Origin of the sequence: Pseudovibrio sp. Ad46, assembly GCF_001623065.1 — a bacterium.
In the GTDB taxonomy this organism is placed as follows: domain Bacteria; phylum Pseudomonadota; class Alphaproteobacteria; order Rhizobiales; family Stappiaceae; genus Pseudovibrio.
The window spans coordinates 74,041-98,253 of record NZ_LMCG01000082.1; the positions used below are offsets into that span (position 1 = coordinate 74,041).

Consider the following 24,213-nt stretch of genomic DNA (forward strand, 5'->3'; position numbering starts at 1 on the left):
CATGCAGTCACGTCTGAAAATCGGTTCCACCGGACCTTTGAAAGATGCGTTACCTCTCTCAAAAGCCCCACCCAGCCCACGACACGCTGACGGACGGTCCGCCAGCTGCCCGTCACGTGGGCATGGGATTAGTATGAGGGCATATTTGCGTAAGGGGGATAAGTTTTTTTCAAATACCACTCACCATCGTTTGCCCGCAGGCATGCAAAGAACATCAAGCAGCTTTCACATTCTCCAGGAAGCTTGCCACTTCAGATCGTAAATTCTCGGAGAGATGACCCAGCTTTCCAGCAGCCTGATGCAGGTCATTCGAAGCATCTTTTGTGCCCTGAAACCCACTATCCAAATCCAGCATGTCTGTCGCGACCTGCGACACATTCTGGTGCGCGCTATTCAGATCCCGAGAGATATCCTCAGTTGCCTGCTTCTGATCACCAACAGCTTCATTAATGCCAGTTGATAAGGCATTGATCTGCTCAATTGTCTCTCCAATTGAGCGGATCGCTGTCACAGCTTGCTCAGCAACCTTTTGCACCGACTCAACCTGTGTTGAAATCTCTTCGGTAGCTTTTGAGGTTTGGCCAGCAAGGTTTTTCACCTCACTTGCAACCACAGCAAAGCCACGCCCAGCTTCCCCTGCGCGCGCTGCCTCAATTGTTGCATTCAGTGCCAACAGGTTGGTCTGGTCAGCGATCTGATCAATCAGCTCGATCACCTCACCAATAGCCTTCCCGCTTTCCACCAAACGCCCAACAATCTCATTGGTCTTGTGCGCATGCACGGCAGCATCCTGCGCAAAACGGGCAGCTTGTGTGGTGTTATCACCAATCATTCCCGAAGAACGTGACACACCTTCTGCCGCTTCAGCCAATGCTTTCACTGAGGTTTGTGTAGTTTGCGCGACATCACTGGAAGATGTCATGGCACTGTGAGCACCCTGCACGCTCGCATCCAGCTCTCTGGAGCGTGTCTCCACGGCCTGACTGATCTCCAGCAAATCATGCACGACATGACCAACTGAAGCCTCAAACTCCTGTGCAACACTGGCTAAGGCCTGTTTGCGTGCATCTGCAAGTTCCAGCTCCTGCTGTATTTTTGCTTTTGCATCTGCTTCAGCCCTATCTTTCAGCACAACACGGAACTGAGCAATAGAACGAGCAATCGCCCCGATTTCATCTCCACGTTCTATGCATTTGATCTCAGTGTCCAATGCTCCTTCAGCCAGAGCATCCAGACCACGTTGCAACGCAGCCATGTTGTTTCTCATACCCCGTGCGATGACGACAGCCACAACAAAGAACAGAGCTCCTACAGGCGCACAAACCATCACAATGTACATGAGATTGTCGACAAGCAGCGACTCTAGCGCGCTTTGCCCATGATCTGACATAAGCTGCGACCTTAACGCCTCATCTCCCAAAGCAGACGTCAACGCATCGTATATTGTGACAAAGGAAAACAGCGTGCCGAGCGACATGATTGACATGGCCAGAAATACGACCAAGACAAACTTGCCTACCATCGACAGCTTAAAAACATGCGGTTGGGTAACCATCAATAGCCCCACTTCACCCATAAGTTTAATGTGAGTAATGTTACCCATGTATGTAAACAGAACACTACCATGAGGCTGTGAATTGCATACATTTTCGAAAAAACAGCGATAAAATTTAATTTTCTGCAGAGATTCTTGATTCTGCGCTAATATTCAAAGCTCAATCAATAAAAAATACTTCGAATATTAAAATCCAGTCCAACGTGTGTCGTCAGCTCGACCAGAAACTTCTGGCAGCACTTCTCCAGATACAGTCAGTTTAAACAGATCACTTCCCGCTGCAGCTTTCCCGCCTTTATCATCAGGTCCGATAAGCTTAGTTTCAGGAGACGTTAGACGACCGGTTAAAACAATAAAGTTCGGATCATCTTTCACGCCTTCAAAAATGAAGGCCGTCGCACTACCAAATATGCGTGCTATTTCTCGCTCAACAAAGTAGGCGACTTTCCGGTATCCAGCCCAGGTAAAGTAGACCCCATCCTTCGCCCTCAATCGGCGGCGCTTACCAGTAATGTCCGGGCCATGAGGCGTATATTCCCCCTCTTCACTTTGGAAGGCAGCCCAAATGTCAACAAAGATACCTCCAGCTGGTTCAACTTGCTCTTTGAACAAATCATTGAGATAGCTGAAGTTAGCACTCGTAAGATACTCTTCTGCAGGCGCAAGGCCTACCCAAATCAGAGGCAATTGCTCATTCCGGACGGCTGCAACCAAGGACGCTGTCCTGAAGCGGTATTCTTTCTTCCACTCTTCCCCTTGAAACTGCAGCTCCTCAGCGTAGCTGGCAGGTTGCCCATCAATAACACCTTGCCCTACAACTTTGATGTTTCGGTTATCGCGTGCGCCCAAAGAAACAACCACAAGACCCACATCTTCGCTCTTCAGCACAGCTGTCACGTCTTCCGGCCAGTCCGGATTTTTATCTGCAACAAGTCCGGTTTGAGGATAAACAAGCTTCTTGACCTTAATCGAAGGCGTTTCAGCATACACGGCCTTCAAACCATCAGCCAATCCCATCGCCAGATCATCACCAATGACCAGAAGGACCTTAGCGTCCTTACTCTTTTCTTTTTCAACGATCTTGGGAGTGTTGACTGCAGCAACGCCAGCACTACGGCTTTTTCGCGTTGTACTTCTGCGTCGCTTCTTCCTTGTAGGATTCGCCTGCTCGATTCTTTTATTTCCCCCACCAAACAACCAGCCAAAGAATGACTTGTTGCCTTTTTTGGGGGCGCCTGTGCTGTTGGTTCTCACCTGAGCTGCAACCTCAACGGGCACAACAGAAACACTGACAAAGCAAAGGCTTATCAGTGCCACAAACACAAAGGACAAAAAGGATCGTTGCATAATCGCGAGTCTCCAGCAGGAACCAACCACCAGCATTGGTTTCCTGCCATTAGGAAACCCGATTATGTTCTACCTTGCAACCTATTAAGAAGCTTTATTGAATCGTGACCATCTGGAACCAGTCCCGACGCTTTTTGATAAGCCTGAATAGCCTGACGGGTCCTCTGACCAATCTTTCCATCTACAGCTCCAGGTTTATAACCCTTCTCGGAAAGCCCCTTCTGAAGCGCTTTTTTCTCGCTAAATGTCAGAGGGCGATCACCACGCGGCCATTCCACAGCAAAACCAGAAAGCCCCAACAATCGATCAGAAAGGTGCCCAACCCCAAGCGCATAAGCACTTGAGTTGTTATAGCGTTTGATCACGTAGAAGTTTTTGAGCAGCAAGAACGCAGGTCCGCTTGCTCCAGCAGGTGTATAAAGCCGTGCCATGTCAGCACCACGCGGGAACTTCGAGCCATTCGCCCGCTTCACACCAAGCTTGCCCCAACTCACAACAGACTGCTGCTTGCGTTGGTTGCTTAAGCGGTAATTGAAGTTCTTCGGTAGAGTAACCTCATAGCCCCAGGTCTGCCCTGACTGCCAACCCATCTTGTTGAGATAGGCTGCTGTTGAAGCCAACGCATCAGGAATGCTATTCCAGATATCTCTTTTTCCATCACCCGTAATATCGACCGCATAGGCCTGATAAGTCGTCGGGATGAACTGCGTATGCCCCATGGCACCCGCCCAGGACCCCCGCATTTGCGTAGGCGAAACATCACCATTTTGAAGAATTTTGAGAGCAGCAATAAGCTGCTTGCGTGCATACTTTCCGCGACGGCCACCATTGTAAGCCAGTGTTGCGAGAGCACGAGGCGTTGAACGAACAATCGATGTATTATCGAGAATACGCCCATATGAACTTTCCATGCCCCAGATCGCCAGCACGACATGACGGTTTACGCCATATTTGGCCTCGATCTTATCAAGCCAACCAGACCATTCATCCACCATACGGCGCCCGTGGAGCACCCGATCCTCTGAAACGGCGCTATCCAGATACTGCCAGATAGCACGCGTAAACTCAGGTTGGTTCTCTGCACTCTTCTTAATTCGTGGATCAGGGGTCATCCCCTTGAAGACACGATCATAGAGTTGAGCGTTAACGCCTTGAGCTACAGCTGTCCGCTTATAGCTTGCAATCCATTTTTGAAACTCACTCCCTTGAGCAAAGCCGTAGGAGTTACTGAAAAATAGAAACCCAGCGCACAGGACAGCTGGCAAAGAAGAAAATCGCATACTGCTTTCTCCAGTCACCCGAATGGGAGGTTGTTAGGCGCACTTTGCGCAGTCTTTTTGCTTAGCCCTCGGAGGCATTACTGCCATGACTGTCAACCATGGTAAAAAAAAGGCCGTTTTTAATCAAAACCCCTTTTTAAGCTTGTCAATTTTTACTAGATGCATCTCTGAAAAATTAACGTGCACCAAAACACTTCAAGAATTCAGCGTCTTATCCGAAGGCCAGCTTCAATGAGGCTGCTCGTATAGTTGCTATTTGGCGAGGAGCTCTCAAACGCACGGAACGTATAACGAGAAAGCAGTGCTGCATCCTTGGAGAAAGCCCACACCAAACCAAAGGATCCAGCTCCCTCCTGCTCAACAATATCTACCCCTTGATACGTCCTGTAAGTGTAGCCAAACTGGACATCACCAACCAGGTCCTGAGTAAACTGATGTGCATACCGAACATCGCCCGCATAAAGAATTGAACCAGAAGCTCCACTGATATTGGTTCCGCTAAAGCTGGTTGCTCCACCAACGGTCACAGTATCCCGGCGTGTAGGAGACCAAACAAAAGCTCCATCGAAAATCAGCCCCTGCAAAGCATCAAGGCGATTGTCATCCAGATACTCAGCCCGATAACCAATCCCAAACTCGCCCCGAAGCTTAGGTCCACGATCAACACGAAGACCAGATTTTACAAAGTAACCACGCGATGTTCTATCGAAGCAGGATGGATCACCGCTACAATCTTGATCGTATTTCCGGACAAGAAACCCACCTTCTAAGTAAGGTTCAAATGCAGCGCCATTATCAAATGACGTACGCAGAGTTGCATCAAACACAGTATTATCGCGAGGCTGCAAACTGCTCATTTGCCCACCGTAAATCGTACGGTCCACACCAATGCCGCCACGCAGCTGAACCAACGAAACTTGCCTACTGAGTGAGAATCTACTTCCAATTTCCTGCACAGAATTGGTACGCCCGGTCGACGCCTCATTTTCAGCAGAGGACCGCTCCTCTCGCGAAAATGAATAAACACCATCAATATCGGCGGTTGTCAGGTCACTCAAATCAAGACGCACATTCCCACGGCCGGTGACAACAGGCTGGTTATTGTCAGGCTCACGAAAGAAAGCGCGAAGGCTACCCCGAAGCTCCAACCCGAGTCCGTGCCGCTCCCAATTTGAAACCACACCAACTGCCGCATCAACTTCATAAAACCCATCCGGCGTACCGCCATTTGCCTGCTCAGCATTGTCGGTCCAGCCAAGGCCAGCATCAAACGACGGCGTCAGGCGTAACGACCCAAGCTGAATGCCAACAGGTCGGTCCTGAACAGTCTCTCCATCAAAAACACCCTCATCAGAATTCCCACCTCCACCAACGGGTCGTGAAAGACGAGAAGCAGCTGCAACTCTCTCCGAAAACTTGGCCGCCCTACTCCTGCGACCAGTACCAGTGAGTTGCTGGTTAACAGTCTGGACGGGAGGCTGAGCTCCAATGCGTGGTCGTCCTTCTTCAATCAGCTGTTCAAAGGGTGCCGCATCCGTTTCAGAAGGATTTTCAAAGTCCGCACTCGGTTCATTCTCGAAAGCGAGGCTATCCCTAAACTCCAGATCACTGGTTTGCGCGACTGCATAACACCACGGAAATGCGCCCAGCATCAAAACACAGGTCAGAATTGACCTGCTTTGAATGCTCTTCAAAACGTCTGGGCGCAACCACATAAAATATTCCAGCAATCCACCTTCAAATGAAGGAAATTCAACAAGCCTCACACTCGCCGAACATGGTTAACGTTTCCTTGCAAAGAGACGCTCTACCCTTGATTGTTTTCTCAATTCAGATTTGGTAGAGGGGAAACCAAGTCTTGCCCCAGAGTGTTCACAATGCACTCTTATCTAGTGCAGGAATCTTGCTGCAAAAGCGTCATTGTGCTCCTGAGAGCAAAGCCAAGAAGTAGTGCCAAATGCATATGCCATCATTTCTAACGCATGAAGACCGTCCTCTGCGCCCGGCTGATGAGTGGATACACTCCGCTGCAAAGACGATTGAAACAGAGATTGCTGCGCTCAACGCGTTACAGGCAAGTCTTTCCAACGGCTTGGCAGAGCCTTTCACAAAAGCGGTAGAGACAATCGCTCACTCAAAAGGCCGCGTAATCGTCTCTGGTATTGGCAAGAGCGGAATCATTGGTACCAAACTGGCTGCAACGTTAGCGTCCACCGGGACGCCCGCTTTCTTCGTACACGCAAGCGAAGCAAGCCACGGTGACCTTGGTATGATCACTGAAGATGATGTGGTTATTGCCCTCTCCTGGTCTGGCGAAACCCAAGAACTTGCAAGCCTGCTCGGCTTTACACGCCGTTTTAAGGTGCCTTTGATCGCTATCACCCGCAACGCAGCTAGTGCACTTGGTCAAGCCTCAGATATCTGTCTGACATTGCCTAAAGTTCCAGAGGCCTGCCCTCATGGATTGGCTCCCACATCAAGCACTTTAATTCAACTCGCCCTGGGAGATGCACTTGCAATTGCGCTCTTGGAAGCAAAAGGTTTTACAGCTCAAGACTTTAAAGTTTACCATCCTGGCGGCAAACTAGGTGCGAGCCTGATGCATGTGAAAGATGTCATGCACACGGGTGATCATTTACCAGTCGCCCAGAACGGTATGCTCATGAAAGAAGCTCTCGTTTTGATGACCCAAAAGGGATTTGGCGTTCTCGGCATTACCAATAATGATGGAGTACTCATTGGCATCATCACGGATGGTGACTTACGTCGTCATATCAGCCCGGACTTTCTGGATAAGAAGGTCGAGGATGTCATGACACACAACCCCAAAACGATCGAAGAGACGCTTCTGGCGCCCTCAGCACTGGAAGTAATGAACTCACTCAAGATCAGCTCACTCTTCATTGTCAGTAATGATAAGCCAGTTGGAATCATACGCACACTTGATCTTCTGAAAATCGGAGCGGCCTGACCCGCACTTGGAACAAGCTCTTTGATGCCCGAGATGTGTTCACCCTCGGGCATTTTGATTCTCATAGCCATCCATTTGGTTCACATCTTCCAACAGCACAACCTGATTTTTGCCATTTATTAGGATTTGGTTAGCCTTAATACCCCAAATTAACACTAGTTAAATTGCCTCATCAAAGGCGCACATTCGGGTAAGCTAAATGGATCTAGCCACGATAATCGGCGTTATCGCTGCTTGCGTAACTGTGCTGATAGCTATCTTTCTGGGTGGAAGCTTCAGTCAGTTCGTTGACCTTCCTTCCATCTTGATCGTGGTTGGTGGCGGTCTCGCAGCCACACTCGTGAGATTCCCTCTAAATGGGTTGCTCAGTGCTTTTGGTATGGGAGCAAAACTCGCTTTCACCCATAAGAAGATCGAGCCTCGCGAGCTTGTCGAGAATATCGCTCATCTTGCAGAAACGGCTCGTAAGGAAGGCCCACTCGGTCTGGAGAATGTCGAGATTGAGGAACCGACCCTCGCCAAAGGTATGCAATATGTGGCTGATGGTTACGACTACAATCTCATTCGCGACTCCATGGAGAAAGAGCGAGACCTCTACCTGACCCGCTTGAATGAAGGCGCTCGCGTATACCGCGCGCTTGGCGACTCAGCTCCTGCCTTTGGCATGATCGGGACACTTGTCGGTCTGGTACAGATGCTAGCGACTATGGATGATCCATCCACAATCGGCCCCTCCATGGCAATTGCGCTTCTGACAACGCTGTACGGCTCACTCATCGCAAACGTTGTGTGCATCCCGGTTGCCGATAAACTGGACTCCAAATTTGAGCAGGAAGAGCTAAATCAAACCCTCGTCATCGACGGCGTTTTGCAGATTCGTGAAAGCAAAAGCCCATCGCTGATCCGCGAAATGTTGCTCGCTTACATCCCAGAAAAAGGCCGCAGCGATATGATCGAAGCGGCAGCTTAGTCCTTCGGCAAGGGAGAAACACAATGGCAGGCAGAAAAAAAACAGCTCCCGCAGGCGCACCCGCATGGATGCTTACGTTTGCTGACTTGATGTCTCTTCTTGTGTGCTTCTTTGTTTTGATTATCTCGTTTTCCGTACAGGACAAGCAGAAACTTCAAGTCGTTGCAGGTTCTATCAAAGACGCATTCGGCATCAAACAGGTGACCAAACGCGCAGGCGTTCTTGAAATCGAAGGCGTGCCACTACGCGACTTTATGAAAGACATCACCTACGAGAAGCAGATTACAGACGCTGATTTTGCGACTGAAAGCCATCCGGAAAAACGGAAACAAGGCCCGGAAGCAAACACTCACACCACCAAAAAGGCAGACATCGAGAAGCCGAGACAGTTTGCAACTGCAGTTGTTTCGCTCCGGCAGGCTTTTCAGGAAATGCCTGAGATCACAGAGATCTCCAACAACATCATTCTTGAAGAAACCGATGAAGGCCTTAACATCCTGATCGTGGATCAGGAAGGCCGTTCAATGTATCCGGAAGGGTCAAAATACCCTTATGAGATAACAAGGCAGCTACTCGCTAAAATGGCGCCTGTTCTGGCAAAAATGCCAAACCGTGTCCGCATTACCGGACACACGACGACAGGACAGCTCATCACAGCTCCAAGTGAAACTGGCTGGGAACTCTCAGCAGATCGCGCAAACACAGCACGACAGATTCTTTCCGAGTATGGTCTGCCCTCGAACAATATTCATTCTGTAGTGGGAAAAGCTGATTCTGAACCTCTCTTCCCGAATGACCCATATCTTGCAGCAAACCGCCGCATTTCAATTCTGCTGATGGCAGAAGAACCGCCGCTGCCACCAGATTTCAATCCATATCAATAGGCCTAGGCCTCTTCGCCTTCTGAAGCTGCTTCCACAATGAGAGTTGTGCCTTCTTGGCCGACGACTTTCACATGGGCACCTGCTGGTAAATCCGGGCCATTTACACGCCAAATAGAGTCACCAATCTCAAGCGTGCCTTTGCCATGAGCGAGTGCCTGCTTCAACACAAACACACGTCCTTGATATCGGCTCCCTCTTTTATTGAGATGCGGATCACCTTCTTTGTCATCGTCTTTAACAGTCAAACGACGACCAATAAGGAGGAAGCTGACAGACAAGACACCCCACAGCACAAGCTGCCAGCGCCAGTCCATATCAAAATATGCAACCAGAGCGCCAACAACGAGAGCCGCTGCCCCAAACCAGATCAGGAATGAGCCAGGAACAGCTAACTCAAGCCCAATAAGAACAAGCCCGGAGGCAAACCAAACCCAAGGTTCGATACTGTTTTGGAACAGCTCAATCAGCATATCGATCAGCCCTCTGAATTACCGGTATTTGGAATACGGCTGGAACGACGGTGTTCGTTGTCCCTCAGTACTTCTTTGCTTATTTCAGCAATACCGGCAAGGCTTCCAATCATCCCAGTTGCTTCCATAGGCAGAATGAGAGTTTTCTGGTTTGGAGACTTTGCAAGTTCACCGAACGCTTCAACATATTTGTTAGCCACAAAGTAATTGATCGCACCCATGTCACCTTTGGCAATCGCCTCAGAAACCATCATGGTAGCCTTAGCTTCAGCTTGTGCCAGACGCTCACGTGCTTCAGCATCGCGCATAGCAGCTTGCTGGCGGCCTTCCGCTTCCAGAATGAGTGACTGCTTCACACCCTCTGCCTTAGCAATCTCGGCCTGCCGGGCACCCTCAGCTTCCAGGATCGAAGCACGCTTCTCACGCTCAGCTTTCATCTGACGACCCATCGCATTCACCAGATCGCTCGGAGGGTTGATGTCCTTGATCTCAATACGGGTGATCTTCACGCCCCATGGCTCACAAGCCGCGTCAACAACACGCAGCAAACGAGCATTGATTTCATCACGATTAGAGAGCAGTTCGTCCAGATCCATGGAACCCATAACACTACGAATGTTGGTCATGGTCAGATTCAGAATCGCATTCTGCAAGCCTAGAACTTCATAGGCCGCCTGCGAGGCGCTCAACACCTGATAGAAAGTCACACCATCAGCAGTAATCGTTGCATTGTCTTTGGTGATCACTTCCTGCGCTGGAACATCAAGCACCTGCTCCATCATATTCAACTTATGACCAATCTGGTCAATGAACGGGATGATGATGTTCAGACCCGGATGCAGCGTCTTCCGGTATTTTCCAAAGCGTTCAACTGTGTAGTTGTAGCCTTGAGGAACCATCTTCGCGCCAGCAAATACAACAAAAATGATCACAGCCACTAAAATGAGGACAGTAATCGAACTACCTGTCAAAATATCCATATCTATTAATCCTTTGGAGGAATTTGCCTTAACTATCGTAGCTTTGTCCCATTAAAACCAGAGAAAACTGCACGAATAAATGCCAAAGAGCACCGCTTCCTAAAAGAAACGAGTGCTCTTCTTTACATAGTAAATTAAAACTTAACTTCTAGATCCAACCCTGAAGCTCACGGCGAACCACATTCTCCAGCACAGCCATACCTTCAGGAGCATCATTGAGGCATGGAATATGGGTAAACTGCTCCCCTCCATGTTCTTCAAAGATCTCTGCTGCTTCACCAGCGATTTCTTCCAGAGTTTCAAGGCAGTCAGCTACAAAGCCCGGATTCAAAACGGCAATCCGTTTCACACCATCTTTCGCCAGCTTCTCAACTGTCTTGTCCGTGTAAGGCTGTAACCATTCTTCTGGACCAAAGCGAGATTGGAAGGTGATCTGAAGCTTCGTCTCATCCCACCCAAGCTTCTCACGCAACAAGCGAGTCGTTTTCTGACAATGGCAGTGGTACGGATCGCCCTTATCAAAGTAGCTCTGCGGAATGCCGTGGAAAGACGCGAGAACCATCTCTGGTTCTTCATCCAGCTCACTGAGCTTGTTCTTGATCGAAGCAGCAAGCGAGTCAATGTAAGTATCGTCATCATGATAAGGCGGCACAATACGAATGGTCGGCTGCCAGCGCATCTTCAAAAGTGAACGAAAGACTTCATCGTTTACGGTCGCCGTCGTCGAAGCTGAGTATTGCGGATACAACGGGAAGACGAGAATACGGTCGCAACCCTTTTCCCTCAGCGCATCAAGACGGCTCGCAATGGATGGATTGCCATAACGCATAGCCCAATCGACAACAACATTGTCACCCAGCCCCGAAAGCATCTCAGAAAGCTTGTCAGACTGACTCCGTGTAATGGTGCGCAACGGACTTTCATCCAGCTCGTTGTTCCAGATCTCTTTGTAGGCCTCACCAGACTTTTGCGGGCGCTTGCTCAAGACAATTCCATGCAAAATGGGCAACCAGAGAAAACGCGACCACTCAATGACGCGGCGATCTGAGAGAAACTCTGCCAGATAACGACGCATGGACCAGTAATCTGTCCCGTCTGGTGTCCCAAGATTTACAAGAAGCACACCCACTTTCCCAAAGGAGACCGGAGGGTGGTTTTCTTGCTTTGTTGCGTTACCGCTTGTGCTCTGGTTCATGAGACCCCTATGCGCATCAGATCCAATCCAATTGCTAAATAGAGTTTCCCAATGCTCGCGCCAAGGTCAAACCCTATGATTTTCTGATTATTACCGTGAAACTACCCAAAATAGAAAAATGCCAGCCCACATACGCAGACTGGCATTCTCAAAATCGATCAAATCAAAAGCTGCTATGCAGTCACTTCACGTTCGTCAGAAATCACTTTGCCATCGTTTGGCAAGGTATTGGGGGCAACCAGCTCCACATCACCATTGAGGCCAGTGTGCTCTTTCAGAGATTTTTTCAAAGCCGCAATGAATTCATCACTTGCAGCTTCAGTCTCGACCTTCAGGATCATATGGTCCTGCTCACCCTGGCGCACGACTGAGAGACGCGCACGCCCGGCCTCATCACCAGCGTTTTTACGCAGGCGCTCAATCTGTGCCGGGTCAACAAACATGCCCTTCACTTTGGTACGTTGGTCTGCCCGCCCCATCCACCCTTTCAGGCGCATATTCGTACGACCGCACGGCGAAATGCCCGGTAGCACTGCAGACAAATCTCCCGTTGCAAAACGAATAAGCGGATAGGTTGGCGAGAATGTCGTCACGACCAACTCTCCCACTTCACCCGGAGCAACAGGTTCTCCCGTTCCAGGACGAACGATTTCAATAATGAAATCTTCGTTGGCGATCAGACCTTCCATGGCTTCACTTTCATAAGCCACGATACCTAGATCAGCCGTCGCATAGGCTTGCAGAACTTTCACGCCGCGACTTGCGTATTCCTCACGCAAGCTCGGATAAAGCGCCCCACCGGAAACAAGACTATATTTGATGGAACTTACATCAGCCCCCAACTCGGCAGCACGGTCCAGAATAACCTTCAGATAGTCCGGAGTACCGGCATAAGCCGTCGGGCGCAGGCTCGAGATCGCAGAAACCTGCATGTCCGTATTACCAATACCTGCTGGGAAGACCACACAGCCATATGCACGTGCACCCTGATCCAGAATGAACCCACCCGGTGTCATGTGATAGGACAGCGCATTGTGAACGATATCACCCGGACGAATTCCAGTCGCATGGAACGCACGCGCTGATTTCCATGGATCAGCTTCGGATCCCTGCGGTTCCCAGATTGGTCCCGGAGACATAAAGATGCGTTTGTATGTAGAAAAGTCACCAGCAGCGAACCCACCAAGTGGGGGCTCTTCAGCCTGAGCAGCAAGAAGGTCCGACTTTCGGAGAACAGGGAGCTTAGCCAAAGCTTCACGGCTCGTGACTTCAGCTGGGTCAACATCTGCCAGATGCTTTGCCCAACCAGACGCCTCGTTCTTTGCCATGGCAATCTGCCCCGGCAGCCGAGCCATCAAATCAGCTTCTCGTTCCTCTGGGGACCGGATCTCCAACTCATCAAAATATTGGTTTCCCATAGAAGCCCTCCCATGGCCTCAAACATCTTCCCAGCAGGAGACGAAAGCCTCCCGCAAATTTATTGGACAGGTACTCTAGTTAAACCCGACAGGATCAACGCGGCCCTGACAATCAGATTGCACCGGCTTCGCGGCCAACAGTAACTCACTCATCGGGGTATTTGGCTCAACCCTGCCCTTCAGATTGATAAAGAGCTCGGTAATTAAACCACCTTTGCAACGCACCTGAACGCGGTTCCCGGCACCAGCGCCAAAGGTTTCATCAAAAGCCGCACGAACCTGCGCTGTCGTGAGCACCTCACCGATGTTGGCGGCAAACAGATCACGGACAGCTGAACCGTTCAATTGCTCCATAAGATCAAGAGATTCTGCGTAATACTCTTCTGCATTGTCACTGTAACAAGTGCCGTGCTTCACCCATTCATAACGGTCCAGATGGGATTGAGCGCCCGGCATCACCTTGTCCAGCTCTTCACGAGTTGCATCATCCAACTCAACTGGAGGCAACTGCCCCCGTGTAGAACGCTCTTCTGCCAGACGCTTTTCTTCCCGCGTTACTCCACACCAGAAGTTGCCACGCGGTTGAGGCCACAAACCATGCAATGCAAAGTGGCTCGCATCAAACCGTCCTTCCACCTGAGAAGAACACTCTGGTATCTCTTGATGTGTTTGACAAAAAGCAGGTTGCCAGCTCGCAGCAAGCAGGAACTCAGCGTCTGCCGAAGGCCCTTTGACAGCAGGGCGAACCACATTTGATCCGGCAGAACCTCCAGAACCATTGCCAGTATTCAGCCCGCTACCATCAGCTTCAACCAGATGCAGACCACAGGAAACATCCACCCAACGCTCAGCTGGATTTACGCCATTCATGCGAATGAAGTAATGAGATGCCTGCGATTTGTTCTTCCCAAGCAGTTCATAGGCACGCATCCGTTCCACATGAACGTTTCCAGGATTTGTCTGCTTACGAATAGATTGAAATGCTGGACAGGCTTCCTCTGCAAGAAAGAAACCGTCCAATTTCACTTGAGAAGCAGCAGGCAAAACAGAGGCCACGCTCAAAAGCGCAGCCCCGACAATCACTTTAGAAAGAAAATGCATGTGGTCCTCCAAAATACCTTTTGCAGCAATAAGCAGCATGCAGATTATTCAAAACCAGATACATTGACTTCCTGTGACAGTTCACCCCCACTATTTTAGGGGCAAGTTCTCAATTAGTGTGGATTACGCCAACCACCGTTTGCGGCGTTTGTAGTGTTTGCCATCACGGAAGGATTTACGCCCCTCTCCGCCAACACCTAGATAGAACTCTTTCACGTCTTCGTTTTCGCGCAAAGAATCAGCATCACCATCCAGCACGATACGGCCAGCTTCCATGATGTACCCATAGGTCGCGTACTTAAGCGCAACGTTGGTATTCTGCTCAGCAAGAAGGAAGGACACACCTTCATTCTTGTTCAGCTTCTTCACGATCTCAAAGATTTCTTCCTGCAACTGTGGAGCAAGGCCCATGCTTGGCTCATCCAGCAAAATCATGTCTGGGCGGCTCATCAAGGCACGACCCACTGCACACATCTGCTGCTCACCACCAGAAGTATAACCCGCTTGAGAACCCCGGCGCTCACGCAAACGCGGGAAGTAGTCATACACCATTTCCAGATCGCGCTTGATCTCAGCATTGCCATCTTTGCGGGTATAGGCACCAGTCATCAGATTATCTTCAATGGAAAGGTGGCCAAAACAACGACGGCCTTCCATGACCTGAATGCATCCGCGCTGAACCAGCTCATTCGGAGAAAGCGCCTGAACTTGCTTTCCTTGGAAAATGATATTGCCCTTCGTCACTTCTCCACGCTCCGCTTGCAGCAGGTTGGAGATTGCTTTCAGGGTCGTTGTCTTACCGGCACCGTTCGCACCCAGCAGAGCAACAATACCACCCTTAGGCACGGTCAAAGAAACACCTTTGAGAACCAGAACCACGTGGTCGTAAATGACTTCGATGTTGTTGATAGACAAAATGTCTTCGGCAACCTGCAGGTTAGCGGCTGGTGCCTTGGATTTTGATGTCTGTTCTGCAATTGCGTTCATGAGATCAGCCTTAACCTGCGAACATTCCGATTGTTTGAATTTGATAAATTGGCCGGGCACCACCGCGCCCGACCAAAACAACAAGGCTTAGTTACAAGCGAGGTCGCCACGACCAGGCCAAGGAGCATTGTTTTTCGCGTAGTCAGCAGCTTTTTCCAGCTCAAGCGGCTTGATCAGTTCACGGTTTGGAGTCAGCAGGTCACTTGCCTGTACAAACTCTTCGCCGTTCCACTCAAGCATCCATGCACCAGAGTGACCTGTATGGTTGTCACAAGCCATCTTCAGTGGAGGTGTCATGCCCTTCATACCCAGCTCTTCAAGGCGAGCTGCAGTGATGTCCAGATTTTCAAGGCCCCAGCGCAGCTGTTCAGCATTGATGTTCTTCTCACCAAAATGATCTTGAGCAGTTTTCGCTGCTTCAGCCAGGATCATGGAGATGATAACACCACGCTGATAGAAGACAGTATCCATGTCAGCTTCAGATTTGATCTCTGAGTTGCCTTTGGAAACTATATGCTTACGGATGTCTTCAAGAACTGGATAGTTACCTGGAACGTTAAAGCTGACCGACTTGTAGCCCTTCGCTTTTACACCAACGTTCTGCAAGTCAGCATCAGAGCCAGACCACCAGATGCCAATGAAGTTTTCCATTGGGTAACGGGTCTTAACCGCTTCGGTGATCGCACCGGCGTTCATCGCACCCCAACCCCACATAACAACGTTGTCTGGACGCTCACGACGAATCTGCAACCACTGTGCAGACTGGTTCTGCATCTCTTTCAGACCAACAGGGATCGGAACCAGCTTGAAGTCATGCATTTCTGCAAGCTTTTCCAGAAGCGGAATTGGCTCTTTACCGAATGGGTGATCAAGATGCAGAAGAACGATCTTCTTACCCTTCAGCGAAGACATGTCACCACCAGCAATGTAGTCGAGGATCATGTACGCGCCATCCCAGTAAGACACTGGTGGGTTAAACGCCCAAGCAAACGTATCACCGTCTGACATTGGCGAGAAACCGTAACCAGGTGCCAGAATTGGAATACGGTCCACGTTGGTACGAGGCATAACCTGCAAAGTAATACCGGTTGACCATGGCTGTGTTACGAGAGCTTCTCCCTTAGTCTTCTCGTAGCACTCAACGCCTTTATTGGTGTTGTAACCAGTTTCACACTCGATGTAATCGATTGGCACACCACCGATACCGCCATCACGCTCGTTCAGCATGAGCATGTAGTCACGCTGGCCATTCATGATTGGCGTACCAGTACCCGCAAATGGGCCAGTACGGTATGTCAGGTTTGGAAAGTTAAGACCGTCTGCTGCCATTGCAGCTGTGCTCATGGCAACTGCAAGGGCACCTGCTGCAACAGCCTTACCTAAATTCGTAAAGTGTTTCATATTTTCCTCCGCGTTTGCGGCTCCCGCCGCGGACCATTTCCTCTATTCCCCAGCTGCTCCCGCAGTTCTTTGTTAGTGAGGGAATGGCCAAATGATGAGCTTTTCACGAATAAGCGCCCAGAACCGCGCAAGACCGTGAGGCTCGACAATCAAGAACATGATAATGAGAGAACCAACCACCATAACGTTGACGTGTTCCATGGTGGCAGAACCGATACTCAGGCCAAGCATTTCTGGCAGAAGGTTCAACACAACCGGCAGAGCCACAATCAGGATCGCTCCGAGGAAGTTCCCCATCACACTGCCAAGGCCACCAATGATCGCGATAAAGACGATCTGGAAACTCATTGGAATGTCAAAGAGGTTTGGCTCTGCAGCACCTTTCCAGAAGAACACCATCAGCGCGCCGGCAATACCCACGATATAGGAGCTGACAGCAAAGGCAGATAGCTTTGCACGCATCAGGTTGATGCCCACCAGTTCCGCAGCAATATCCATGTCGCGAACAGCCTTCCACGTACGGCCATATCGGCCACGTGTCAGGTTGATCATCGCAAAGGTCACAACGGATACGATGCCAAGAACAAAGTAGTACTGAACCATAGGCGATGCATTCGGACCTGTCACAACAAGACCGAAGATGTCCATGGTGCGCACTTCAATCGCGCCGGATGCATTGTAGTTGTAAAGCCACGCCCACTTCTCAAAGAGCCACACCAGAAAGAACTGCGAAGCAAGCGTCGCAATCGCAAGGTAGAAACCTTTAATGCGCAGCGACGGCAAACCAAACGCAACCCCAACCGCAGCTGAGAAGAACCCGGAAAGGAACAACGCAACAATGATGTTCATTTCCGGGAAGATCGTAGTGATCTTGTAGCAAGCATAAGCGCCAACGCCCATAAAACCCGCAGTACCCAGCGAAAGCTGCCCGGCATAACCGGTCAGAATGTTCAGGCCAAGCGAGGCCAGAGAATAAATCAGCACAGGCACAAGCAGAGCCTTGTAGGTGAACTCCGATGCGAACATCGGAAAGATCACATACATAGCGGCAAGGATCACAACCAGCAGGACCATATCCTGTTTGATTGGGAAGAGCGCCTGATCACTTTCATAGGTCGTTTTGAACTGACCAGAAGTTCTGTAAAACACGTCAGGCCTCCCTTACACGCGCTCGATGATTTTCTCACCGAACAGCCCTTGCGGACGGAACAGCAGAACAATCAAAGCAAAGATGAAGGCGAACCAGGTTTCGGTGTTGCCACCAAACAGAGGCTGACCCCAGTAGATTTCGAAGACTTTTTCAAGAAGGCCGATGGCAATGCCGCCGATAATCGCGCCGGAGACTGATTCCAGACCACCAAGCATCAGCACTGGCAAGGCCTTGTACGCAATCACTTCCAGAGCAAACGACACACCTGCACGAGCACCCCAGACGACACCAGTGGCAAGAGCAATTACGCCTGCAATAAACCAGACCAGAACCCAGATGGTACTGAGGGAGATACCAACAGACAACGCTGCTGTATGGTCATCACCCAGCGCACGGATCGCACGGCCCATCGCGGATTTGTTCAGGAACACCAGCAGGCTGATTACCAACACGATCGCCATAACAACCGCGAACACGTCTTTCTCTTCCAGAAGCAGGAAGCCGCCGAACGGTTCAAATTCAATAGCACCGGTTGGAATACCAAGCGCTTCGGTGATCATTACCTTGTTCTCACCACCGAACACGAACTCACCAAAACCGATGAGGAACATGGTGATACCGATGGTTGCCATGAACAGAATGATGTCTGGCTGCCCGACAAGCGGACGAAGCACAACACGCTCAACGCTCATTGCCAACGCATACATGATGCCAAGAGTAAGCGGCATCGCGATTGCAGCAGCAACAAACTCGTTGCCAACAAAAGGAACCAGGAAGGTATGCAGGCCAACCAAAGACAGCGCAGCAAACACAACCATAATGCCTTGCGCAAAGTTAAAGATGCGCGAGGATTTAAAGATGAGAACGAAACCAAGTGCAATCAGCGCATAAAGAACCCCAGAGACGAGACCTTCCCACAACACCTGTAGAAAGAAGTCCGGCATTCCGTACATCTGAACAAATGGATCAATTAGTACGTTATAAAGTGTTTCCATGGGGGTGCTCCCTAGTGTGACACGCCCAGATAGGCATCAATAACTTCTGGGTTGCTCTGCACTTCTTCTGGCACGCCATCAGCGATCTTGCGGCCATAGTCCAAAACAACGACACGGTCGGAAAGGTCCATCACAACACCCATGTCATGCTCAATCAGAGCAATCGTAGTGCCGAGCTGATCATTCACATCCAGAATGAAGCGGCTCATGTCCTCTTTCTCTTCCAAGTTCATCCCTGCCATCGGCTCATCGAGCAGCAGCAGTTCTGGCTCCATCGCCAACGCACGAGCAAGCTCAACACGCTTCTGCAAGCCGTAAGGAAGCGTTCCCACTGGTGTGCGGCGAATATGCTGGATTTCGAGAAAGTCGATGATTTCCTCGACCTTCTTACGGTGCTCAATCTCTTCCCTCTGAGCAGGCCCCCAATAGAGCATCTGCCAGAATAAGTTCTGCTTCATCCGCGTTGCACGTCCAGCCATGATGTTATCCAGCGTGGACATACCCTTAAACAACGCAACGTTCTGGAAAGTTCGAGCGATACCCTGACTAACCGCAAGATGCGGTTTCATGGACCTGCGCTTTTCGCCATTGAAGGTGATCACACCTTCCTGAGGCTGATAGAAACCATTGATCACGTTGAGCATGGACGTCTTGCCAGCACCATTGGGACCAATGATCGCTCGAATTTCACCCTTCTTGATGTTGAAGGAGATATTCGTGATTGCCTTAACGCCGCCAAAGGAGAGAGAAACGTTCTCAAGATCCAGCAGAACCTCGCGCTCCTCGGCCCTTTTCTTGACCTCTTCGAGCGTTGGATCCATTACAGTCATTCTGCCGCCTCCCCAATCGCGGACATTGCTTTAGTGCTATGGGTGTCCATGTCCCGGATCTCGACAGTGGCTTCAATCGTGCCTTGACGGCCATCTTCAAAGGTCACCTCGGTCACCACATGCTTGGAGGTCTCACCCGCATAAAATGCTTCAATCAGAGGCGCATATCGGTCGGCAACGAAGTTACGACGGACTTTCTGAGTACGTGTCAGCTCGCCATCATCCGGATCCAGCTCTTTATGCAAAACAAGGAAACGTTTGATCTGGGCACCAGCCATCATTGGTTCTTCAAAAAGATCCTTGTTCACCTGATCCACATGGCTTTGGATTGTCTTATAAACGTCAGGATGTGCGGCCAGTTCCTGATAGGAAGCATATGCAATGTTGTTCCGCTCAGCCCAGTTACCAACCGCAACAAGGTCAATATTCACAAAGGCACAAACGTAGTCGCGCTCGTTTCCGAAGGTCACAGCTTCTTTGATGTTCGGGAAGAACTTCAGCTTGTTCTCAATGTACTTCGGTGCAAACATGGAGCCATCAGTCAGCTTGCCTACGTCCTTCGCACGGTCGATGATCTTCAGGTGCCCATTCTCAAGGAACATGCCAGCATCACCAGTGTGAACCCAGCCATCCTCAGTCTTGGTATCCTTCGTTGCCTCATCGTTCTTGTAGTATCCAAGGAACGCACCCGGCGAGCGATACATAACCTCACCACTCTCCGCGATTTTAACCTCAACGTCCGGCATAGGAACGCCAACCGTATCAGCATAAATCTGGCCATCAGGCTGAGAGGTAATGAACACGGAAGATTCCGTCTGCCCGTAAAGCTGCTTCAGGTTCAGGCCGATTGAACGGTAGAACTTGAAGATCTCAGGGCCAATAGCTTCACCCGCAGTGTAAGCCACACGAACACGGGAAAAACCCATCTCGTTCTTCAGCGGCCCATACACGCAGAACTCACCGACAGCGTACTTCATGCGCTCAAACAGAGAGACTTTCTCTCCGTTCAAAATGCGCTCACCAACCTGGTTCGCATAATTAAGGAAGTAGTCAAACAGCTTCTTCTTCATCTTGCCCGCATCTTCCATGCGAACTGTGATGTGCGTCAGCATACCCTCAAACACCCGCGGCGGTGCAAACATGTAAGTTGGGGCAATTTCCTTGCGGTCAATCGAAACTGTTTCCGGACCTTCAGGACAGTTCACGCAGTACCCGGCTGTAAGACACTGTGCGTAGGAGAACACATGGTCACCAACCCATGCCATCGGCAGGTACGCGACTGTGTCTGCATTCTCATCCAGGTTATCAAACTTGTTCGCATTCTGAACAGCAACAACCAGGTTATTGAAGGTCAGCATCACCCCTTTCGGACGACCAGTCGTACCGGAGGTGTAAAGGATCACAGCAACGTCTTCACTCTTGCCAGCATTAACGGCATCAAACCAGTCATCCGCGAGCTTCTCATCATTGTCGAGCAGGGTCTGCCCGGCTTCCTGAACGCTCAGGTAACGATGAAGGCTTGTGTGGTCGTAATCACGAAGGCCTTTAGGGTCTTCGTAAATGATGTGCTCGAGCAGCGGTAGCTTCTCGGACATCTCAAGCAGCTTATCAACCTGCTCCTGATCTTCAACAACCGCAAAGCGCACTTCTGCGTGGCCAAGCACGTAGCCGATCTCTTCTGCCACTGAGTCAGAATAGACTGGGATCGGAATACCACCCAGCGCCTGCACGGCGGCAAAAACCCAATAAAGATGCGGACGGTTTGCACCAATCACCGCAACCTTGTCGCCCTCTTTGCACCCAAGGCTCTTGAGCCCAAGAGAAAGCTTGTGCACTTCTCCAAGGACCTCACGCCAGGTCCAGCTCTGCCAGATCCCGAGGTCCTTTTCGCGATACGCGGGACGATCCCCCCATTCCCGCGCATTCCGAATAAGCAACTGCGGAAATGTGTCCATACCCGCTGACGGAGGCACCTGCATCTTTGAATCACCTCTCACCAAAGGTCATCTTGTGCCTTTGGTCTGCCTGTTTACTCTGAGGAAATACGAAAGACTAATAGCCCCGCCTCGCAAGTCCTCCACCTGCGAGTTCCTCCCTGGACTTATTCTTAGCAAGATACGAAAGCTTTTTTAATGGGTTTTATTCATTGCGCATTGCAACCTTGAGCACTTGTGCAATGCAAAACTGTGATATTTCAACGAGTTACATTCAAAAAACTCTATACTAAGGTATACATGCATTATATTTGTCACGCATAAGCGAAATACTACAGGTAAATCAATGCCCAATACTTTTGAATAGGTTTCAATTCCTTTTTGTAGATCATTGGACTAAGTCAAAAAAGAATCACTACTTTGGGCTATGGGCACTGCAACAAAAAAGGGGCGCGAATACTCGCGCCCCTTACATATACTAAGCGATTAATACTTTTAGCCGTAGATCACTTTTGGCAACCATGTTGCCATTTCCGGCAGGTACCACAGGATGATCAGCATCAGAACCTGAATGAGAACAAACGGGATGATACCGAAGTAAATGTCTGAGGTTTTCACTGACGGTGGTGCCACACCCCGCAGGTAGAACAACGCAAAGCCGAACGGAGGCGTCAGGAACGATGTCTGCAAGTTTACAGCCATCATCACACCCAGCCATGCAGGGCTCATCGGTTCACCATTAGGCATCTCAAGCTGCAGCAGAATTGGTGCAACAAGCGGAACAACCACGAACACGATTTCCAGGAAGTCCAGGAAGAAGCCCAGCACGAACATTACAGCCATAACCGCAATGATCGCACCCAGCGCACCACCCGGCAGACCGGTCAGCGCTTCCTTCACCAGTTCCTCACCACCCAGATCACGGAAGATCAGAGAGAAGAACGTTGCACCGATCAGGATCACAAACACCATACAGGTGATCTGCGTGGTCGACTGCATCACTGGCATAAGCACTTTCTTCGCCATCACGCGGTAAAGCGAAACGAGCAACCCATAAGCAAGCACTGCGCAGGCAAAACCAGCAACCCAGATACCAATCATATCACCGGTTGGGATCTCGTTACGTGCAACACGCAGATCCATGAAGGATGTCAGAACCAACATCACAACAAGAGACAGCACAGCCAGATACACCGGCCAAGGCTTGTCTTCTTCCATGCGGTATCCAGCAAGCAACAACGCACCAACTGCACCCACAGCAGCAGCTTCAGTTGGTGTCGCAATACCTACGAGAATTGAACCAAGCACCGCGATAATAAGCGCAATTGGCGGCACAAGAGCATGAAGAACCTGACTGAGGGTTGGCCCCGCAGACCCGTCATCACGCATTGGAGGCGCTTTGTGCGGCTGTGTGAACGCAACAAACAGCTGATACACAATGTAAAGGCCAACCAGTGCAAGACCTGGAATAAGCGCCCCTGCAAACAAATCCCCTACAGAGAATGGATCTGGTGCAAAGTTACCCATCTCACGCTGAGCGATCTGGTATCCGTTGGAAAGCTGGTCAGCAAGGAACACAAGCACGATGGAAGGCGGAATAATCTGCCCCAGCGTACCCGAGGCCGCAATCGAACCGCAGGCAAGACGCGGGCTGTAACCGTTACGCAGCATGGTCGGCAGAGACAAGAGCCCCATGGTGACCACAGTTGCGCCAACAATACCGGTTGAGGCAGCAAGCAGAGCGCCCACAATCGTTACAGAAAGCCCCAGACCGCCCGGCATACGCCCAAACAACCGGCCCATGGTTTCCAGCAGCTCTTCCGCAACCTTGGAACGCTCCAGCATCACACCCATAAAGATGAAAAGCGGAACCGCAATCAGGGTTTCGTTGGACATGGTGCCGAAAATTCGGCTCGGAATTGCGCCTAGCGTCACGCTGCCGCCAAAGAACGACGCGATCAGAGCGAAAATCAGTGCGACACCAGCAAGAGTAAATGCAACAGGGAAGCCCGCCAACAAACAAATACAGGCAACCGCAAACATCAAAATATCAAGAGTATGAAGAAGTCCATCCATCTCCGATTACTCCTGGATCTGACGAAATGAGTCGAGTGCCTTCTTGTCACCGCGAAGGGCAAGAACACTTCGAAGAATAATGGCGACACCCTGTAAGGAAACCAGAACGGCAAAGGCAATAATCGCACTCTTCAGAAGATACCGTCCTTGAATACCGGATGCCTCCTGAGACCCTTCCCAGATTGCCCAGGAACTGAGCACATAGCCCCAGGACCAGTAAATAATCACCGCACACATCGGAAGAAGGAAGAACACCGAACCGAGCAGATCAACCATCGCTTTGATACGTGGGCGAGCATCCCGGTAAAAGATATCGACCCGCACGTGCCCATCTACGCTTAGCGTATAAGCAGCAGCCGACATAAACAGGAAACCGTGCATGTAGGTGATGGATTCTTGCATCCAGATGGAACCGATACCAAAAACGTATCTCATCACCACCACTGTAAATTGGACAAGCACAATGCCCAAAGTCAGCCAGGCGCAGCTCTTGCCGATGCCACGATTGACTGAGGTAATCAGGTTCATTAGGGCGCGCATGCCCGCCTCTTCGTCTTGGTCTAAACCAAGCCTCTAGGATTATTATTGGGCCCCAAAGGCCAAGATAGAGCTCTTGAAAGAAAAGCTCCCCGCAAGGATTGCGGAGAGCGTGTGCAGCAATAAGTAAAA

General features: G+C 50.3%; 20 protein-coding genes. 3 read left to right on the forward strand and 17 right to left on the reverse strand.

Annotated elements, in window-relative coordinates:
* Window positions 1-214: 214 nt before the first annotated feature.
* The 4 genes from PsAD46_RS26130 to PsAD46_RS26145 all read right to left on the reverse strand — a co-directional run bounded on the left by PsAD46_RS26130 (window position 215) and on the right by PsAD46_RS26145 (window position 5,897).
* The gene (locus PsAD46_RS26130; RefSeq protein WP_208982047.1) at window positions 215-1,555 is read right to left on the reverse strand and encodes a methyl-accepting chemotaxis protein; all 1,341 of its coding nucleotides are present in this window, start codon (window positions 1,553-1,555) and stop codon (window positions 215-217) included.
* A 186-nt stretch (window positions 1,556-1,741) separates the two neighbouring features.
* A complete protein-coding gene (locus tag PsAD46_RS26135; RefSeq protein ID WP_208982048.1) occupies window positions 1,742-2,902 on the reverse strand; it encodes a DUF459 domain-containing protein in 1,161 nt (386 codons plus the stop codon).
* Between the two features lie 62 nt (window positions 2,903-2,964).
* Window positions 2,965-4,182 carry a lytic murein transglycosylase gene (locus PsAD46_RS26140; RefSeq protein ID WP_063308213.1) on the reverse strand — a complete coding sequence of 406 codons (1,218 nt, stop codon included), beginning with the start codon at window positions 4,180-4,182 and terminating at the stop codon, window positions 2,965-2,967.
* A gap of 203 nt (window positions 4,183-4,385) precedes the next feature.
* A complete protein-coding gene (locus PsAD46_RS26145) occupies window positions 4,386-5,897 on the reverse strand; it encodes an outer membrane beta-barrel protein (protein ID WP_208982049.1) in 1,512 nt (503 codons plus the stop codon).
* 242 nt (window positions 5,898-6,139) lie between these two features.
* On the opposite strand from PsAD46_RS26145, the gene PsAD46_RS26150 reads away from it, so the two are divergent.
* From PsAD46_RS26150 to PsAD46_RS26160, 3 genes are all read left to right on the forward strand, one after another.
* Window positions 6,140-7,153, forward strand: coding sequence for a KpsF/GutQ family sugar-phosphate isomerase (locus tag PsAD46_RS26150; RefSeq protein WP_063291073.1), 1,014 nt, complete (start codon window positions 6,140-6,142; stop codon window positions 7,151-7,153).
* Window positions 7,154-7,352: 199 nt separating this feature from the next.
* The gene (locus PsAD46_RS26155; protein WP_008551696.1) at window positions 7,353-8,123 is read left to right on the forward strand and encodes a MotA/TolQ/ExbB proton channel family protein; all 771 of its coding nucleotides are present in this window, start codon (window positions 7,353-7,355) and stop codon (window positions 8,121-8,123) included.
* A gap of 23 nt (window positions 8,124-8,146) precedes the next feature.
* Window positions 8,147-9,007, forward strand: a complete 861-nt coding sequence (locus PsAD46_RS26160; protein WP_063291074.1) for a flagellar motor protein MotB — start codon at window positions 8,147-8,149, stop codon at window positions 9,005-9,007.
* Window positions 9,008-9,009: 2 nt separating this feature from the next.
* On the opposite strand, the gene PsAD46_RS26165 is transcribed toward PsAD46_RS26160, so the two are convergent.
* The 13 genes from PsAD46_RS26165 to PsAD46_RS26225 all read right to left on the reverse strand — a co-directional run bounded on the left by PsAD46_RS26165 (window position 9,010) and on the right by PsAD46_RS26225 (window position 24,084).
* Complete coding sequence (locus tag PsAD46_RS26165) at window positions 9,010-9,477, reverse strand: NfeD family protein (protein ID WP_063291075.1); 468 nt, start codon at window positions 9,475-9,477, stop codon at window positions 9,010-9,012.
* Between the two features lie 5 nt (window positions 9,478-9,482).
* The gene (locus PsAD46_RS26170) at window positions 9,483-10,457 is read right to left on the reverse strand and encodes an SPFH domain-containing protein (protein ID WP_063291076.1); all 975 of its coding nucleotides are present in this window, start codon (window positions 10,455-10,457) and stop codon (window positions 9,483-9,485) included.
* A 148-nt stretch (window positions 10,458-10,605) separates the two neighbouring features.
* Window positions 10,606-11,652, reverse strand: coding sequence for a ferrochelatase (gene hemH / locus PsAD46_RS26175; RefSeq protein ID WP_063291077.1), 1,047 nt, complete (start codon window positions 11,650-11,652; stop codon window positions 10,606-10,608).
* A gap of 173 nt (window positions 11,653-11,825) precedes the next feature.
* Window positions 11,826-13,070 (reverse strand): AMP-binding protein, encoded by a 1,245-nt coding sequence (locus PsAD46_RS26180; protein WP_063308215.1) that lies wholly within the window; start codon window positions 13,068-13,070, stop codon window positions 11,826-11,828.
* 75 nt (window positions 13,071-13,145) lie between these two features.
* Window positions 13,146-14,171, reverse strand: a complete 1,026-nt coding sequence (locus PsAD46_RS26185) for a ribonuclease T2 (protein WP_208982050.1) — start codon at window positions 14,169-14,171, stop codon at window positions 13,146-13,148.
* 123 nt (window positions 14,172-14,294) lie between these two features.
* Window positions 14,295-15,158 carry an ABC transporter ATP-binding protein gene (locus tag PsAD46_RS26190; protein ID WP_057461836.1) on the reverse strand — a complete coding sequence of 288 codons (864 nt, stop codon included), beginning with the start codon at window positions 15,156-15,158 and terminating at the stop codon, window positions 14,295-14,297.
* Window positions 15,159-15,245: 87 nt separating this feature from the next.
* The gene (locus tag PsAD46_RS26195) at window positions 15,246-16,559 is read right to left on the reverse strand and encodes an ABC transporter substrate-binding protein (RefSeq protein ID WP_063308216.1); all 1,314 of its coding nucleotides are present in this window, start codon (window positions 16,557-16,559) and stop codon (window positions 15,246-15,248) included.
* Window positions 16,560-16,631: 72 nt separating this feature from the next.
* A complete protein-coding gene (locus tag PsAD46_RS26200) occupies window positions 16,632-17,708 on the reverse strand; it encodes a branched-chain amino acid ABC transporter permease (protein ID WP_063290290.1) in 1,077 nt (358 codons plus the stop codon).
* Between the two features lie 12 nt (window positions 17,709-17,720).
* Entirely contained in the window at window positions 17,721-18,704 is a 984-nt protein-coding gene (locus PsAD46_RS26205) for a branched-chain amino acid ABC transporter permease (RefSeq protein ID WP_057461839.1), read from the reverse strand.
* Window positions 18,705-18,715: 11 nt separating this feature from the next.
* Complete coding sequence (locus PsAD46_RS26210) at window positions 18,716-19,525, reverse strand: ABC transporter ATP-binding protein (RefSeq protein WP_057461916.1); 810 nt, start codon at window positions 19,523-19,525, stop codon at window positions 18,716-18,718.
* 5 nt (window positions 19,526-19,530) lie between these two features.
* Window positions 19,531-21,513: an AMP-binding protein gene (locus PsAD46_RS26215; RefSeq protein WP_084404544.1), complete on the reverse strand. Its 1,983-nt coding sequence runs from the start codon at window positions 21,511-21,513 to the stop codon at window positions 19,531-19,533.
* Between the two features lie 450 nt (window positions 21,514-21,963).
* Complete coding sequence (locus PsAD46_RS26220; RefSeq protein ID WP_063290291.1) at window positions 21,964-23,544, reverse strand: TRAP transporter large permease subunit; 1,581 nt, start codon at window positions 23,542-23,544, stop codon at window positions 21,964-21,966.
* 6 nt (window positions 23,545-23,550) lie between these two features.
* Entirely contained in the window at window positions 23,551-24,084 is a 534-nt protein-coding gene (locus PsAD46_RS26225) for a TRAP transporter small permease subunit (RefSeq protein WP_057461842.1), read from the reverse strand.
* Window positions 24,085-24,213: the final 129 nt, after the last annotated feature.